General features: G+C 55.6%; 14 protein-coding genes. 11 read left to right on the forward strand and 3 right to left on the reverse strand.

The genetic code is table 11. The features are described 5' to 3' along the window. The first annotated feature begins 352 nt into the window (after nt 1-352). From LC417_RS00680 to LC417_RS00695, 4 genes are read left to right on the forward strand one after another with little or no spacing between them, the layout of a single operon-like run. A complete protein-coding gene (locus tag LC417_RS00680) occupies nt 353-1,231 on the forward strand; it encodes an ABC transporter substrate-binding protein (protein WP_010247954.1) in 879 nt (292 codons plus the stop codon). Beyond that, complete coding sequence (locus LC417_RS00685) at nt 1,228-2,151, forward strand: amino acid ABC transporter permease (RefSeq protein WP_010247951.1); 924 nt, start codon at nt 1,228-1,230, stop codon at nt 2,149-2,151. Before LC417_RS00680 ends, LC417_RS00685 begins: the two co-directional genes overlap by 4 nt. After that, entirely contained in the window at nt 2,144-2,905 is a 762-nt protein-coding gene (locus tag LC417_RS00690) for an amino acid ABC transporter ATP-binding protein (protein WP_050680118.1), read from the forward strand. The genes LC417_RS00685 and LC417_RS00690 overlap by 8 nt, the downstream gene beginning before the upstream one ends. A 33-nt stretch (nt 2,906-2,938) precedes the next feature. Then, on the forward strand, nt 2,939-5,224 hold the full coding sequence (locus tag LC417_RS00695) for a molybdopterin-dependent oxidoreductase (RefSeq protein WP_050680117.1): 2,286 nt from the start codon (nt 2,939-2,941) through the stop codon (nt 5,222-5,224). 5 nt (nt 5,225-5,229) lie between these two features. Here LC417_RS00695 and LC417_RS00700 read toward each other — a convergent pair whose 3' ends face one another. Together LC417_RS00700 and LC417_RS00705 are read right to left on the reverse strand one after the other, a co-directional pair. Then, nucleotides 5,230-6,540, reverse strand: a complete 1,311-nt coding sequence (locus LC417_RS00700; RefSeq protein WP_223565339.1) for an MmgE/PrpD family protein — start codon at nt 6,538-6,540, stop codon at nt 5,230-5,232. Between the two features lie 79 nt (nt 6,541-6,619). Further along, nucleotides 6,620-7,165, reverse strand: coding sequence for an N-acetyltransferase (locus LC417_RS00705; RefSeq protein ID WP_033758314.1), 546 nt, complete (start codon nt 7,163-7,165; stop codon nt 6,620-6,622). Between the two features lie 252 nt (nt 7,166-7,417). Here LC417_RS00705 and LC417_RS00710 point away from each other — a divergent pair, with 252 nt between their 5' ends. From LC417_RS00710 to LC417_RS00725, 4 genes are all read left to right on the forward strand, one after another. Further along, the gene (locus LC417_RS00710; protein WP_223565340.1) at nt 7,418-8,488 is read left to right on the forward strand and encodes an iron-containing alcohol dehydrogenase family protein; all 1,071 of its coding nucleotides are present in this window, start codon (nt 7,418-7,420) and stop codon (nt 8,486-8,488) included. A 47-nt stretch (nt 8,489-8,535) separates the two neighbouring features. Next, nucleotides 8,536-9,849, forward strand: coding sequence for an LLM class flavin-dependent oxidoreductase (locus tag LC417_RS00715; RefSeq protein ID WP_187492820.1), 1,314 nt, complete (start codon nt 8,536-8,538; stop codon nt 9,847-9,849). Nucleotides 9,850-10,036: 187 nt separating this feature from the next. Then, entirely contained in the window at nt 10,037-10,318 is a 282-nt protein-coding gene (locus tag LC417_RS00720; protein ID WP_010247933.1) for a hypothetical protein, read from the forward strand. A gap of 98 nt (nt 10,319-10,416) precedes the next feature. Then, the gene (locus LC417_RS00725) at nt 10,417-10,818 is read left to right on the forward strand and encodes a cell envelope integrity TolA C-terminal domain-containing protein (RefSeq protein ID WP_010670921.1); all 402 of its coding nucleotides are present in this window, start codon (nt 10,417-10,419) and stop codon (nt 10,816-10,818) included. A 76-nt stretch (nt 10,819-10,894) separates the two neighbouring features. Here the strand turns inward: LC417_RS00725 and fhuE are convergent, their stop codons facing one another. Further along, nucleotides 10,895-13,057, reverse strand: coding sequence for a ferric-rhodotorulic acid/ferric-coprogen receptor FhuE (gene fhuE, locus LC417_RS00730; RefSeq protein ID WP_223565341.1), 2,163 nt, complete (start codon nt 13,055-13,057; stop codon nt 10,895-10,897). 395 nt (nt 13,058-13,452) lie between these two features. On the opposite strand from fhuE, the gene LC417_RS00735 reads away from it, so the two are divergent. The 3 genes from LC417_RS00735 (at nt 13,453) to LC417_RS00745 (ending at nt 15,500) form a co-directional block, all read left to right on the forward strand. Next, nucleotides 13,453-14,541, forward strand: a complete 1,089-nt coding sequence (locus LC417_RS00735; protein ID WP_223565342.1) for a YncE family protein — start codon at nt 13,453-13,455, stop codon at nt 14,539-14,541. Between the two features lie 298 nt (nt 14,542-14,839). Then, nucleotides 14,840-15,193, forward strand: a complete 354-nt coding sequence (locus tag LC417_RS00740; protein WP_010670918.1) for a type II toxin-antitoxin system RelE/ParE family toxin — start codon at nt 14,840-14,842, stop codon at nt 15,191-15,193. Nucleotides 15,194-15,197: 4 nt separating this feature from the next. Beyond that, the gene (locus LC417_RS00745) at nt 15,198-15,500 is read left to right on the forward strand and encodes a helix-turn-helix domain-containing protein (protein ID WP_223565343.1); all 303 of its coding nucleotides are present in this window, start codon (nt 15,198-15,200) and stop codon (nt 15,498-15,500) included. Nucleotides 15,501-15,585 lie beyond the last annotated feature (85 nt).

Genomic DNA, 15,585 nt, shown 5'->3' on the forward strand with positions numbered 1-15,585 from the left:
ATCATCAGAGCCTGGCTGTGCCAATTAATTAACCGCAGTATGACGTTTTCTCGCCTCGCCAATCCTTACCAAACTGCTCATCTCTTCGGTCACAGGATGCCAGCGCCTGTTCAACAGCCTCGCAACGCGCGCCATTGCCATATTCCAGCAAAATATTCCCGGTTTTAGCATTTGTGATCGCCGCCGGTCTTCACTGAGAATGACAACAGAACGTTACGAGGATGATAAAAGCTCTGGAGCCCGCCGCTTATCTGGCTTTCTTTCAGCGCTGACAACAGGTCACGATCGCTTTTCCCTCTGGGGGAACATTTTAAATATCAGGAGAAAGGTTCCGGTGAAATTGATAAAAAGAATGACCCTTTTCACACTCGTGCTCAACGCATCCGTCAGCTTTGCGGCAGAACCCTCAGTGCCTGCTGACAGCAGCATACATGTTAAAGCCGATCCGGCGCTGAAAACGCTGATTCCTGCGGATATCCTCAAGCGTGGCTACATTGTGGCAGGAACAAACCCGAATACGCCGCCAACTACCTTTTATAAAGAAGATAATAAGACGCTGGCCGGTCGCGAAATCGACATCATGAATGCGGTGGGTGAACGTCTGGGTATCGCGGTAGAGTGGCGCGACACGGGCGGCTTCGACAACATCATTCCCGGTCTGAAAACCGGACGTTACGATGTGGCGCTGTCGAACATAAATGCCACACCGACCCGCCTGAAACAGATCGACTTTGTCGGCTACTACAACGCCAGCCTGCTGGGAATTATTTCCCGAAAAGACGCCAGTATCGCCCCGTTTAAATCACTCAGTGACGTCTGCGGCAAAGAGGTCGGCGCCGGTTCCGGTACCACCCAGGTTACGCGGCTGGAAGAAGCCAGTAAAGCCTGTGAGGCCGCAGGTAAGCAGCCCATCAAGGTAGCGATATTCCCGGATCGTCCGGCTGGCGTGCAGGCGGTGGTCAGCGGGCGCGTACCGCTGTTCCTGGGTCCCTATGAGGGGCTTCTGTGGCAGGTTAAGGTAATCAAACCGCTGACCATGAGCGGCGAAATCACCGTTAACGATGCACCGGTCTCTGTCGCTTTCCCAAAAGCCTCTCCGCTTGAACCTGCCGTGCAGGCCGCGCTGAACTCATTAATCAAAGATGGCAGCTACCGGAAAATCCTCGATAACTGGGGAATCGGATTTGGTGCTGTGACCGAAGCCCGACGCAACGAAGAGATTTTTAAATGAGTGAGATTCAGAACCACACTGACGATCTGAAAATCGTCAGTAAACGCTACTACGGACGCTGGCTGAGTGCGCTGGTGGTGCTGTTGTGCGTGGTGGCGATGGCACATTCGATGATTAACAATCCGCGCTTTGAGTGGGGGATCATCGCAGAAAACTTCACTGCGCCCTCCATTCTGCAGGGGGTGTTAATGACGCTGCAGCTCACCGCCATTTCAGTGGTGCTGGGCTTTGCCTTCGGCACGGTGCTGGCGCTGATGCGTCTCTCATCAAACCCGGTTCTGGTTGCGGTGAGCTGGGCCTACACCTGGTTTTTCCGTGGTGTACCGATGCTGGTGCAGCTGTTTCTCTGGTACAACATCGCGGCGCTCTATCCCAGAATAGCGCTGTCGATTCCCGGTTTAGGTGAGATCTGGAGTGCACAGTCCAACGCGCTGGTCAGCCCGTTTAGTGCGGCAGTGATCGCGCTGGTCATGCATCAGTCCGCCTATGCCGCAGAAATTGTGCGCGCGGGTATCCAGAGCGTGGGTAATGGGCAGATTGAAGCGGCACGCGCGCTTGGATATCGCCCGGCTCAGATTTTCCGTCATACCGTTTTACCGCAGGCGATGCGCGCCATTATGCCGCCAGCGGGTAACGAGATCATTGGCCAGTTGAAAACCACGGCAGTGGTGTCAGTGATTTCTCTGCAGGATGTGCTGTTTTCGGCGCAGATTATCTATCAGCGCACCTATGAAGTGATCCCGCTGCTGCTGGTCGCCACCCTGTGGTATCTGCTGATGACCTCAGTGCTGTCGGTGGGCCAGTATTACGTGGAGCGTTATTTTGGCCGCGGTGTCACGCGGCGTGAAAAGCGCAGCCTCTGGCCGTCGTTGCCGCGCTTTTCGCTGCCGAAAACGCAAAGGAGTGTGAGCAATGGCTGAAGCAATTGCACTGCGCAGGGTCACCAAGCGCTTCTCTGGCGTAACCATCCTCGACGACGTTAACCTGGATATACCTGCCGGGTCGGTCACGGTGATTCTGGGGCCATCCGGCTCCGGTAAATCCACGCTGCTGCGCTGCATTAATCACCTTGAGAAGCTGGATGGTGGCACCATCCGTATCGGCGGCCAGATGGTGGGATACCGACAAAAAGGCCAGGCGCTGCACGAACTCAACAGCAGTGCCATTGCACGCCAGCGGGCGGAAATCGGCATGGTGTTTCAGCAATTTAACCTGTTCCCGCACCGTACCGTGTTGCAGAACATCACGGATGCGCCGATACGGGTGAAAAAGCAGAGTCGCCATCAGGCGACCAGCAAAGCACTGGTGCTGCTGAAACAGGTGGGGCTGTCTGGTCGCGAAGATGAGTGGCCGCAAAACCTTTCCGGTGGTCAGCAGCAGCGCGTTGCGATTGCCCGCGCACTGGCGATGGATCCTGGCGTTATGTTGTTTGATGAACCGACCTCGGCGCTTGACCCGGAACTGGTGGGTGAAGTGCTGCATGTCATTAAACAGCTGGCGCATTCCGGTATCACCATGGTGGTTGTCACCCATGAAATCGGATTTGCCCGCGAGGTCGCCGATAACATCGTCTTTATGGAGAGCGGCAAAATTGTGGCGGCTGGCCCGACGCAGCAGGTACTCGACGATCCGGACAACGGACGCGTCAGAAACTTTATCGCAACGGTGCTCTGAGCACCGTTTCTTTTGTGATAACCAGGAAGCAGGATGACGCAAAAACCGGTAATGCACAGCGCCCACTGGGGCGCTTTTCACGCTGAGCGCAGCGGCGATCAACTGCTTATTGAGCCGTTCGGGGGCGATCCCGACCCCAGTCCGCTGTTGCAAAACTTCCGTCATGCACTTAATCACCCGGCACGCGTCGCACGGCCGATGATACGGCGTGGCTGGCTGGAAAACGGGCCTGGCCCGGATCGGCGTCGTGGGGCAGATGAATATGTCGCGGTTAGCTGGGAGGAAGCCAGTCATCGGGTTGCACTGGAGCTTAAGCGGGTCGGTGAGGCTTACGGCCCGGCGGGGATTTTTGGCGGATCTTACGGCTGGTCAAGCGCAGGCCGTTTCCATCACGCCCAAAGTCAGGTGCACCGTTTCCTGAACACCACGCTGGGCGGCTATGTTCGCTCAGTTAACAGCTACAGCTCCGGCGCGGCATCGGTATTGCTGCCGCATATTGTGGGCGACATGAATGAAGTCGCCCGGCGTGGCGTGAGCTGGGAAGAGATTGCCGGTCACAGCGAGGTGGTGCTGGCGTTTGGCGGGCTGGCGCTGAAAAATGCCCAGGTGGCCAGCGGCGGCCTGAGTGAGCATACCGAGCGCGGTTTTATGCAGCGTGCGGCACAGCGCGGCACCCGTTTTATCTCGGTAAGCCCACTGAAAAGCGATTTGCCAGAGGAAGCACAGGGTGAGTGGCTGGCGCTGCGACCCGGAACGGATGCGGCGTTTATACTCGGCCTGCTGGCGGTATTAATCACCGAAGGGTTAACCGATGAGGCATTTCTGGCGCGCTACTGTGTCGGCTGGCCTCAGATGGTGGCCTACATCCGGGGTGAAGAGGATGGCGTGGTGCGTGACGCGCCCTGGGCGGCCGCGATCTGTGGCGTCAGCAGCGACCTGATCAGGCAGTTCGCCCGACAGCTGCACGGCAAGCGCGTACTGGTGACGGTCGCCCATGCCTTACAACGCGCCGAGCATGGCGAACAACCGGTCTGGCTTGGCCTGGTGCTGGCGGCGGCACTCGGACAGCCCGGGCTGCCCGGCGGCGGCTATACCTATGCACTGGGTGCGCTGGGCCATTATGGCAAACATCACAATCTGGTCAGTTTTCCGTCCCTGCCGCAGGGTAAAAATGGTATCGACCGCTTTATTCCGGTAGCCCGTATTGCCGATATGCTGCTCAATCCCGGCACCAGGTTTGACTACAATGGCCGTCAGCTTACTTATCCTCATATCCGGCTGGCTTACTGGGCGGGCGGCAATCCGTTTCACCACCATCAGGATCTGGCCCGGCTGCGTCAGGCATTTTGCCAGCTGGATACGTTCATCGTGCATGAGAGCGTCTGGACCGCCAGTGCGCGTCATGCTGATATCGTTCTGCCCGCCACCATGACCCTGGAGCGTGAGGATATCGGCGGTGCGCCGACCGATCGCCATTTAATCGCCATGCAGCCAGTGGCACAGCCTTACGCCGAAGCCAGGGATGATTACACGATTTTCCGTGAGCTGGCCCGGCAACTTGGCCGGGAAGAAGCGTTTAGCGAAGGGCGCGATGCGCGAGGCTGGTTGCAGCATCTTTACCATCAGCTACAGGAAAAACTGGCGGCGCATCAGGTGCAGACACCGGATTTCAATCAGTTCTGGCAGCAGGGCATCCTGGCGTTGCCGCAGGTGAAGGATGGTGGACGGATGATCAATGCGTTTCGCGCTGACCCTGATGCTGCACCGCTGCCCACAGCAGGCGGCAAAATTGAGATCTTCTCCGCCACTATCGCCAGCTTTGGTTATGACAACTGTCCCGGCCATCCGGTATGGCGTGAACCCCAGCAAAAACCCAGCGCCGACTACCCATTCTGGCTGATTGCCAATCAGCCCGCGACGCGCCTGCACAGTCAGCTCGATTTTGGTGATTTCAGTCAGAGTGGCAAACGTGGAGGGCGTGAAGTCTGTAGCCTCAACAGCGAGGATGCGGCAGCCCGGGCTATCGCGGATGGCGACATCATTGAGCTTTATAACGATCGGGGCCATGTGCTCGCCAGCGCACGTCTCACCGACACGGTTATGCCTGGCGTGGTACAGTTGCCAACCGGTGCCTGGTACGATCCGGTCGACGCCACTGCCGCCCGTCCGCTTTGTCGTCACGGTAATCCCAATGTGCTGACGCTGGATATCGGGACGTCATCTCTGGCACAGGGATGTAGCGGGCAGATTACGGTGGTGCAGGTGCGTAAATTTGCCGGGGAAGTCACGCCGGTGCAGGCCTTTATTCCCCCGTTATGAGTCGGTTACAGGGCGCTCAGCACTGCGCGGCCCAGCGCCTGCAAATCTGCCGTTGAACGCAGCTCACTGGCTGCCAGCAGATCGGGCGACGACGCCTGCAGCGCCAGCAGCAGTTTCCTGTTTACATCCACACTCTCTGCCAGTGACTGCTGGCGCGTGCGGCGCTGATGCAGCTTTGTGCTATCACTCAGCGTCAGCGTGACGTCATGGAAGCGCAGGGCGGGATTAATCGCATCGGGCGGCGCGCTGTTATCGGGAGTACGACGGACGCGGGCGGCCAGCGGCATAATCTGATGATTGAGATCGCCTTCGGCGAAATCCTGCAAACGCAGATCGCCGTAGATCAGCATCGCAGCAATCACATATTCCAGGCTGAAACGCGCTTCAATGCCGTGCGTCGGAACGGATATGGAAGCGGCGATGTCACCGCCTGGCGGGAAGGCGACGGTGATATCGACAATCTGGCTCAGCAGCGCATCAAGAGGTTTGCCGGCTGCCAGCCACTGCTGGCGCAGCATTTGTGCCGCTTCCGCTGCGCTGTGGGTACCCGCGCAGGTTGGGAAAGGTTTGAACTCCAGTCCGGGCGCGCTAATCCGCCAGGGGCGGCCCCAGTTTTCCAGCAATTTCTCCGGCTGCGCCTGACCCGAACTGCTGGCTGCCAGAAAAGCCTCAATCACACCCGCCTGACGGCCATCTATTCCGGCCAGTGTCAGCAGAGCCGCTGACACCGCACGTTCTGCGGCAAAACCAGCGTGCAGTGGTTTCACCGCCGAACCAAACTGCGCGCGTAGCCCGCTGGCCTGGGTGGCAGCGATCCCCAGCAGGGTCGCGGTTGCATCACTCTCCAGCGCCAGCAAACGCGCCAGTGCCGCCGCCGCTGCCAGGGTGCCCAGCGTTGCCGTGTTGTGATAGCCCAGCGCGTAATGTTGCTGGCTGACAGCCAGTCCCAGGCGACCTGCCATTTCCACACCCGTGACGTAAGCATCCAGAAAACGGTTCAGGCGCTTTGGCTGATATTGCTGCCAGGCGAGCAGGGCGGGCAGGATCACTACGCTGGGGTGACCGCGAAAATCGGCATGAAAATCATCGTAGTCCAGCGCATGTCCGGCATAGCCCAGCAGCAGCGCCTGCGAGCGCACGCTGCCGTCGCGGTAGATTGTGCGCAGTGCCGGTAAGCCGCTATCTGGCACCTTGCCCTGTAACACCGGCCAGCTCACCGCCAGGAAGTCCCGCACACCTTCACGCGCGTGCTGGTGCGCTGACTCATCCGGCTGACCATAAAGGATATGTTCAGCCAGCATTACGCTCAGGTTCATTGCGGTCGCTCCGGAAAACGGTGTAGTTCGTGGCGAAACGCGATCGGCTGTTCGCCCAGTGATGCGGGATTATCGCTGCTCATAGCGGGTTTCCTTCTGCTGCTGTCTGGCGGCTCAGCCAGGCATCATGTGCCGCCGGGTCCAGTACTTTTTTCATATAGAGGGTGATGTGACCTTTACCGAGATCGCGGGTATGCATCGGCTGGAAGCCACGTTTCAGATACATCTCTTTCAGCCAGGGGTGATGGGTGGCGGTGCCCAGCGAGACCGCAGGGGCATGCAACTGATCGATCAGGATTTCCTGCTCTAACCGATCCTGAACCTGGCGACCAAAATGGTGGCCGGGATAGTCGGGATGCGCGCCAAACCAGCCGATATGCGGCAGCCCAAACGGGCCGGGCAGCGGCCCCCAGGGATAGCGAACGGTCACTGATGAAACCATCTGGTCACGCATGTAGAGCGCATACACGCCATGATTCTGCAGATGGCGTAATGCTGTAGCGCGGTCAGCCGTGGCGGCATCAAATTTAATGCCCAGCGCTTTGACGGGTGCATAGGCGGCATGCATCAGCGCCAGATAAACATCTACCTCATCTTCTCTGACCTGACGAAAATCGAGTTGCATAATATTTCCCGGAAAACTGCCAGGCAGGCAGTTAATTCATACAGCCAGAATGAGAGATTAACAGTAAAAGCCGGGTCGCTATGTGTGAAAAATAACTAACCTAATGCGGATTTGTGAATATGAAATGGCCGGTTTTTGATTGCTTAAATTGTTATTTGTCGTAGTATTCAGAAAAGAAATTAAATTCCATGAAACGCTATTAACTCACTGTAATAAAAGTCTTTTTCTATTTTATATAATCAGGATGCTGCTGTGTTAGCCATTACATCTCCGCGAGCCTATGCGCATGAGGCGGGCCTGCGCATCCGCGCCGGTCAGTTTATTAAACCCTATGCCACCCATATTCGTATTTTTACCTCTCCTCAGGCGTGGCAGGCGGTTAATCCGGAATTAAGCCAGAGTCTTGAAGAGAATGGCATCCGCTGGCAGCTCGACTATTTAGAGGGCGAATGTACCGATCAGGCCATCGCCAGCTTAAAACACCATACCGAACAGCAGGGCGCAGAACTGCTGCTGGCGATTGGGGGCGGACGCGTGCTGGATGCGGCTAAAGCCGCTGCCAGCCAGTTGCCGGCGGTCACACTGGTTAACTTTGCGACCCAGGCGGCAACCTGCGCGGCCTGGTCACCGATTGCCATCATCTATAACGAGCAAGGCGGCCATCTGCACAGCCAGCCGCTGGGGAAAATGCCGGAGCTGGTGCTGGTGGACAGTGAAGTGATCGCCCGGAGCGATGTGCGCTACCTGAAAGCGGGTATTGTGGATGCGCTGGCCAAATATTATGAATTCCGGCCTTATCAGCAGCACAACCCTGATGATCTGGCTTTGGATCTTAAGGTGATGACCGCGCGGCAGGCGCTGGACACTTTTCGGCAGCAGGGAGACGCCGCGATCCTGGCCTGCCAGCAGCAGCGGGTCACGCCTGAACTGGTCAGAGTCATTGATGCCACTATCGTGCTCGCCGGGCTGGCGAATAGTGTGCGCGACCTGCTGCCGACGCCGGGCTTTGCGCACGCCATTCACAATCGACTGACGCACCTGCCGGAGCTGCATCACTGGCTGCACGGTGAGAAAGTCGGCTTCAGCCTGCTGGTGCAGTCGCTGATGGAACATGACGGTGTCGCGGATGCAGAACTCCTTGCGCTGCTGCGTCACTACGATATGCCGCTGAAGCTGCCGGTGTTACGCGGCGATCGCCATAGCGCGCTGCGCAACCTCGCGCAGCAGATTAAATTCCCCCAGGCCTGCGCAGAACGGCTGCCGTTTAGCGTCTCCGCCCGCGCGCTGGAGCAGGCGCTGCTGGCGACGGACACCCTTTTTTAAGCGCGCGCTGCGGCGCGCCTTTACACCTTACAGACCAGGAATCGTTCATGAATCATTTCACTCCATCACGTCGCCTGCGGCTCGGCCTGTTTGTTCAACCGGTGGGTCAGCACGTGAGCGGCTGGCGTCTGACGGAACAGCTGGGCGATCCCACTGACATCGACTGGCTGATCACGCTGGCTAAAAAAGCCGAAGCGGGTAAGTTCGACCTGTTCTTTGTGGGTGATGCACTGGCAACCAGCATGTATCGTCTGCCGTCGACCATGGCACGCCTTGAACCGCTGACGATGCTGGCGGCGCTGGCGGTCCACACCAGACGTATTGGCCTGGCCGCAACCGCCTCTACCACCTTCAGCGATCCCTTTACGCTGGCGCGCAGTTTCTCGTCACTGGATCACATCAGCCGTGGCCGGGCCGCGTGGAACGTCGTGACCTCGTTTTCCACTGACGTTGCACGTAACTTCAGCCGCAGCGATATGCCCGACCACGCTTCCCGCTATGCCCGTGCGCGGGAGTTCCTTGAGGTGGCAGACAAATTGTGGCGGGGCTGGGAAGCGGGGGCAGTACAGCCCGACAAAGCGACCGGGGACTATTTTGTTGATGAGAAGATCAAACCGATCAACCATCAGGGCGAGCATTTTCAGGTACAAGGCCCCCTGAACATCACGCGTTCGCCACAGGGACGTCCGGTGATTATCGAAGCAGGTTCTTCTGCTGATGGTCAGAAGCTGGCGGCTGAGACAGCGGAAGTGATCTTTACCGCCTCCGCCAGTCTGGAGGAAGCGCAAGCGTTCTATCGCACTCAAAAGGAGCAGGTCATTGCCGCCGGGCGTAACCCGGATCATGTCGTGATCATGCCCGGTGTCATGCCGATTATTGGCCGCACGCGTGAGGAGGCGAAGGCGCTGTGGAAAAAGCTGAATACGCTGGTGGATATCGAGAACGGGCTTCGTCAGCTTTCACTGCGGTTCAGTATGGATCTCAGCCAATATCCACTGGATGGCCCGGTACCGGAGGTTCCGCTGGGCGAAGGTAATCAGAGCCGCGTTAAGCTGATGACCGATATGGCAAAGCGCGAGAATCTGACGCTGCGTGAGCTGGCCGCCGTCGCCGCCGGTTCACGCGGACACCGCGTGATTGTCGGTACCGCTGAAGATATCGCCGACGACTTCCAGCAGTGGCTGGAGCAGGGCGGGGCTGACGGCTTTAACATTATGCCAGCCATTATGCCTGAACAACTGGATCTGTTTGTGGAGCTGGTGATCCCGGAACTGCGTCGTCGCGGACTGTTTCGCGATGAGTATGAGTTTGCTACGCTGCGGGAGAATCTGGGGCTTGAAGTGATAACCGAAGAGAGTTAACAGCCACGGCCATCACGGGAAATATTACCGCAATACTGCATGCAGTTTGCTGGAAAAGGAGATGCGGTTAACTCAGCAGGGAGGAGGCTGGAGCCTGTATTGTGCCGCACTATTTTCCAAAAGCGTTCTGCAAACCCATTCATACCCGATATAGTGCAAATCTATCCCCGGGATGTGAGATCGCTGAATGTCAGAATACAGGTTCTATACCAAAGGCAAATACACTGTTGCACTTGAAAGATCGGACGTAACACGAGCTTTCGATCTGACAGAGCAGGGTTATAAAAAACAGTTCGAGGAAGTTCGTGCCTCAGATGAAAAACAGGCACTCGCACGCTTCGCGGATATCCGCAGGGACAAACGCATCGACCAGCACAACTTTCTGGCGGGCGCGGCCACGATGCCCCTGATTGGCGTATTAACAGCGATTGCTTTCTCTCTCTTCTGGCGAAAAAAAACGGGAAAATAACCCTGTGTTGATTCACTTTGCAGGGGTTTAGCTTAGCCTGATATCAGAATAACCAGGGAGCAGGATGCCGTCCCCTTTTCACCTAAAAGGACTTATCCATGAAAAAGATCATTCCCATTTTCTGCTGTGCCCTGTTAGCCGGTTGTGCGCCTCTCACTCCACACGAATGCATTAAAAAAAGCGCACTCGAAACCTGCAACTATAAACGTTCAGGAAAAGTCGGGGACAACGATATCTATGGTCAGCAGGCATCTGGCATTAAAAAAGCGCTGGATGCTGCACTATCAGAGCCGCACGCCTGGAAGGGGAAACGCTGTAATGCCCATCTGGATTTCAAAATTGATGGCACCCTGGATAATTTTATTATCAAAGGGGGCGATAAAGATTATTGCAACGCGCTCAAAGTGGCGGCAAAACGCGCCAGATTTCCGGCTTTCACCGACCAGCATGTTTTCGATGTGATGGGATCAGCGCGCTGGAATATGGAAGGACAGCCCTGACACGCATCCTGCCCGTTAAATCAGCCCTCAGACAGCCCGCAATCGCGGGCTGTCTGGCCTCCCAGCACCACCATTATCAGAACTGATAAGAAACGCTGACATTCAGGTTACGTGGCTCACCGTAAACGTAGCTGTTCATATAGCTGTAATATTCACGGTCGAAGAGATTATCGACGTTGGCCTGTACGGCAACCTGCTTATTCACCTGATAGCGGGCAAACAACGAGGCCAGCGGGTAGCTGCCCTGATATACCCGTACGCTGTCGCCGCTGGCATTGGTCACATCTTTAAACACCCGGTTCTGCCAGTTAATTCCGCCACCAACGGTGAGCTCGGGGATCGCGGCTAACTGATAACGGGTGAAAAGTTTGAATGAGGTTTGCGGCTGATAGCTGTTGAACCGGCCACTTTTATCGCGTGCCACATAGCGGGTTGCGCCAAAGGTCAGCTGCAGATTATCGGTCAGCGCGCCATTCAGCTCGAACTCGGCACCTTTACTCACTGCACCTTTGGCGGCGTCATAGGCCTGCTCATTGCCGCTCAGATAAACACCATCAATTGCCTGTCCAACGTTATCCTGCTCGATGCGGAAAATTGCTACGCTGGCGGTCAGCAGGCCATCGTTCCAGGCCGATTTCAGACCGGTCTCGTAACTTTTACCTGTCACCGGTGAGAGGTAACTGCCGTGAGTATCGCGATAAGTCTGCGGCAGGAAAATGGCGGTGTAGCTGCCATAGGCGGACCAGGTGTCATTAATGTCATACACCAGCCCTGCATAAGGCGTGGTGTTATTTTTAGTCATCTCTCCGCTGCTGCCATGGGTGCTCCACTGGGTATAGCGAGCGCCAATAATCAGCGACAGCGGATCGGCCAGCGACAGACGTGCAGCGCTATAGACCGATTTCTGACGAACAGTGTCATCAGCGTTGAGATACCAGCCCTGCCACTCCGGCTCCGCAACGTTACCGCTCCAGCTATTATTGAAAATCCCCATATCGGCGGCAGTGATTTCACCCGCCTCCGCATCGCTGAATCCATCCTGACTGTAAGCGGCATTATGCTGGCGGCTGTAGCTTGCTCCGGCCATCAACAGGTGCTGACGACCCAGCAGTTCAAACGGGCCGCTGGCAAAGCCATCGATTGAATCCATTTTACGCTTGCCGCGATCCATACTGCCGTAACCGGTAGTGCCTTCACCGCTCTCCTGATCGGGATTGCCCATCACATAGAGCAGCTTATCACTGAAGGTATTCTCAGCATGCGTGCCGTTGATATGAATATTCCAGCCGTTATCGAAGTTATGGTCGATATCCGCAAAGACTTTGCGCGAGTTAGTGTTGTAACGCGCCCAGTTAGCTGATGAATTCAGGCTGCGGTCGTAATGTGTCGTGGCGTTATTACTGTAAAACATCGGCAGGCCACCCCAGGTTGGATTGCCGGTGTTGTCATCTTCATAGTCGTAGCCCAGTGACAGCGTCGTCTTATCGGTAAGGTCCGCATCAATCACGCCGTAGATGAATTTTTTGGTTTTTTGATAGCGATCCAGCCAGCTCTCCTGATCGGTATAACCGGTCACCACACGGCCGCGCAGGCTGCCATCGCTATTAAGCGGGGCAGAGAGATCCGCCACGTAGCGCTGCTTGTTCCAGCTGCCATAGCTGGCACTCAGCGTGCCGGTCGCGGCTTTGCTGTCAGCATGTTTACGTACCATATTGATCGAGGCCGAAGGGCTGCCCGCTCCGGTCATCAGGCCGGTCGCACCGCGCACGATTTCAATACGGTCATAGATTGCCGTGTCGGACGCCGCATCGCCGTAATTCCAGTTATCGTTAACCGAGGTCGGAATGCCATCGAAAGTGAAGTTGCTGACTTTGAAGCCGCGTGAATAGTACTCGGAGCGTTCACTGTCGATAAGATTGGTGGAGATACCGGTGGCGTTGGTCAGCACATCATTAACCGATTGCAGATCCTGATCCTGCATTCGCTGCTGCGTCACCACGCTGAGTGACTGAGGCACATCTCGCGGTGTCAGCATTAATTTGGTGCCCGCACGGGTGGTCTGCACCGCGTAATTCTGCTTACCGCTGTCACTGGTTTCGTCAGTCGTGGCGCTGACCACCATATCCTGCGATGTCTCCGCCGCCGCCAGGGCGGGGTGGAAGAGGGTGTGTATCGTCAGTGTCAGTAATGAGACGCTAAAGCTGTTTCTGAAACCTGATTCCCTGCCACTACGAGCCATAAAATTTTCCATTAAAAATTGGTATTGAGTTAAACCGTTGTGTCTTTGGTTGTTATTTTTTATCCACTCATCTTCTGGAGAAAGACGCTCAGCCAGTTATGAGAACGCCAATGATAATCATTTGCTTTATATATTCTTCAAAGGATTCAATCGAAAGTGTAACTTTATGTTTATTATTTATAATTCAATGTGATAGGAAAATTTAAAGCCTTTTAGTTGCTGGTGTTTATCAGATTTGAAAGCAGAAAAAGGGCATTCAGGTGGAATTTCACGGGACAGTTAAGCTGTTTAATGCGGGTTAAATGACCGGACAGGCATGGATAGCAGCATCGTTATTTGATTACTGGCTGTTAATGCGTATGATTCTCATTCTTTATTCCCTGACGGAGTTCAGCATGAAATCGTTAAGCCCGCGCAAAGCCGCTGTTGCCATGGCAGTTGCCGCTGCCTTTAGCCTGACAGCGTGTCAGGCACCAGCTAAAAAAGCCGATGCGCATGCCGCTGAAGCCCCAAAACCGGTTAATACCGCAGTGACACAACGCGCTCTGGGTGATGGTCTGTACGAAATGGCTTACTCCCCTGCGTCAAAAGCGTTGTTTGTCGCCAGCGCGCAGGCGTTTAAGGATGTGAACGGCGGCATGATCTATCGTCTCGATCCGGCCACGCTGACGACCAAAGGCGAAACGCATACCGACATGAAAAACTTCGGTACCGCTATCGATGAAAACGGTCAGGTGTTCTACACCACCAACTCACTGGATGGCGCGATCTCCAAAGTGGACGCCCAGAGTGGCAAAGTGCTGCAGCGTCTGGTGTTCCCGGGCAAGATCAGTAAAGAAGGCTATCCGGCGGGTGCGCGTGAAGTCCTGTGGCACGGCAACGAGCTTTATGTCGGTCGCGTAGCCGAACCGGGCTATATCTCCGTCGTAGATACCCGAACCTTTAAGCTGAAAACCGAGATTAAAAACGCCGGGAAATGGGTCACCGGTATCATCTATTCCCCGCTGACTGAGCGCATTTATGCGGCTAACGGCTCGGGTGAAATTCTGGTGATCAATCCACGCAGCCATAAAATCGAGAAGCGCTGGACCGCAGGCGATGGCAAAGAGTATCTGTTCCTGAACATGGCGGAAGATCCTGCTACCGGTCGCCTGTTTGTTACTGACGACTCCAAAGGCAAAGCCACGCTGATCTTTGATGAGCGCACCGGCAAAGTGATCAAGCGTATCGAAGGCGATGCGATGGGCATCAAGTTCAACGCTAAACGCAATGAGCTTTACATCAGCCAGCGCGAATCGAAGAAAGTGCTGCAACTGGATGCCACCACCTACGCGGTGAAAAACAGCTGGTCGTTTGACAAGAACCCAAACAGCCTGCTGATTGGCCCGGACAACAATACGCTCTATGTCACGCTTAAGGCGGAATTCAACAAAGATTCCTCCACCAAAGGCACTGACGAGATTGCCCGTATCGCGCTGCCATAATCACGCGCTAAAAGCGTCACTCTGCATTGGCAGGGAAGCGATGCGAACAAAGTTAAAGCCCGCTCAGGGAAGCCTGAGCGGGCTTTCTTATTAATAACAATGCCCCACAGCATCTCACTCCATAACCAATCCGGTACAGCTCGCAAAACGATGAAGGTTGTGTGGATTCATCACTGACCCGACTGAACGCTTCTCTCACTTTGCACTAAAAGCACAGGCATCTGAAATCCCCCTGTATCGCACTCGATTATCGCTTTACACCTATATAGTATTTGACCTATATTAATAAGGAGATCCCGTGTGGATGATTAAAACGACGGAGAGGTTTGATCGCTGGTTTACCTTGCTTAATGAGAGCGATCGCGCCTGCGTACTGGCAGCATTAATGGTGTTGCGCGAAAAGGGGCCGGGGTTGTCCAGGCCATACGCGGATACGCTAAAAGGCTCTGTTTATATCAACATGAAAGAGCTGCGTATTCAGAGTCGCGGCGATCCGATAAGGGCTTTCTTTGCTTTTGACCCAAACCGAACGGCGATTGTGCTTTGTGCCGGAAATAAGGTGGGCAATGAAAAGCGTTTTTATCAGGAGATGCTTCCGGTTGCCGATCGGGAATTTACACACTGGCTGAATAGTTTTAAAGATGAGGAGTAACCAGATGGGCAGAACGCTTGAACAGCTTATTGCGGATGAAAAACCGGAAGTCGTTGCCGACGCACAGGCGATAGCGACGGATATCCTGCTCAACATTCACCTTGCCGAGCTGCGCGAGAAAGTGCAGAAAACACAGGTCGAAATGGCAAAGGCGCTGGGCATTACACAGCCTACCGTGGCGGGCATGGAGAAGCCGGGCCGCGACCTGAAGCTCTCCACACTCAAGCGCTATATCGATGCGGCAGGGGGTAAGCTGCGGCTGGTGGTGGAACTGCCGGACGGCTCGCACTACGGGTTTGAGGTGTAAGCCATTCAGACGGGGATGTCATGCCGTAGTGACCGAAAACATAAAAGCAAAAAGCCCGCTCAGGTTTCCCTGAGCGGGCTTTTCT

Source organism: Pantoea sp. OVA07A, assembly GCF_019969975.1.
Lineage (GTDB): Bacteria > Pseudomonadota > Gammaproteobacteria > Enterobacterales > Enterobacteriaceae > Pantoea > Pantoea agglomerans.

Bases quoted from the DNA above. Each gene is read 5' to 3' on its own strand.
- LC417_RS00685 (WP_010247951.1), top strand. From the start codon at position 1,228: ATGAGTGAGATTCAGAACCACACTGACGATCTGAAAATCGTCAGTAAA.
- LC417_RS00695 (WP_050680117.1), top strand. From the start codon at position 2,939: ATGACGCAAAAACCGGTAATGCACAGCGCCCACTGGGGCGCTTTTCAC.
- LC417_RS00690 (WP_050680118.1), top strand. From the start codon at position 2,144: ATGGCTGAAGCAATTGCACTGCGCAGGGTCACCAAGCGCTTCTCTGGC.
- LC417_RS00720 (WP_010247933.1), top strand. From the start codon at position 10,037: ATGTCAGAATACAGGTTCTATACCAAAGGCAAATACACTGTTGCACTT.
- LC417_RS00745 (WP_223565343.1), top strand. From the start codon at position 15,198: ATGGGCAGAACGCTTGAACAGCTTATTGCGGATGAAAAACCGGAAGTC.
- LC417_RS00715 (WP_187492820.1), top strand. From the start codon at position 8,536: ATGAATCATTTCACTCCATCACGTCGCCTGCGGCTCGGCCTGTTTGTT.
- LC417_RS00725 (WP_010670921.1), top strand. From the start codon at position 10,417: ATGAAAAAGATCATTCCCATTTTCTGCTGTGCCCTGTTAGCCGGTTGT.
- LC417_RS00680 (WP_010247954.1), top strand. From the start codon at position 353: ATGACCCTTTTCACACTCGTGCTCAACGCATCCGTCAGCTTTGCGGCA.
- LC417_RS00705 (WP_033758314.1), bottom strand. From the start codon at position 7,165: ATGCAACTCGATTTTCGTCAGGTCAGAGAAGATGAGGTAGATGTTTAT.
- LC417_RS00735 (WP_223565342.1), top strand. From the start codon at position 13,453: ATGAAATCGTTAAGCCCGCGCAAAGCCGCTGTTGCCATGGCAGTTGCC.
- fhuE (WP_223565341.1), bottom strand. From the start codon at position 13,057: ATGGCTCGTAGTGGCAGGGAATCAGGTTTCAGAAACAGCTTTAGCGTC.
- LC417_RS00700 (WP_223565339.1), bottom strand. From the start codon at position 6,540: ATGAACCTGAGCGTAATGCTGGCTGAACATATCCTTTATGGTCAGCCG.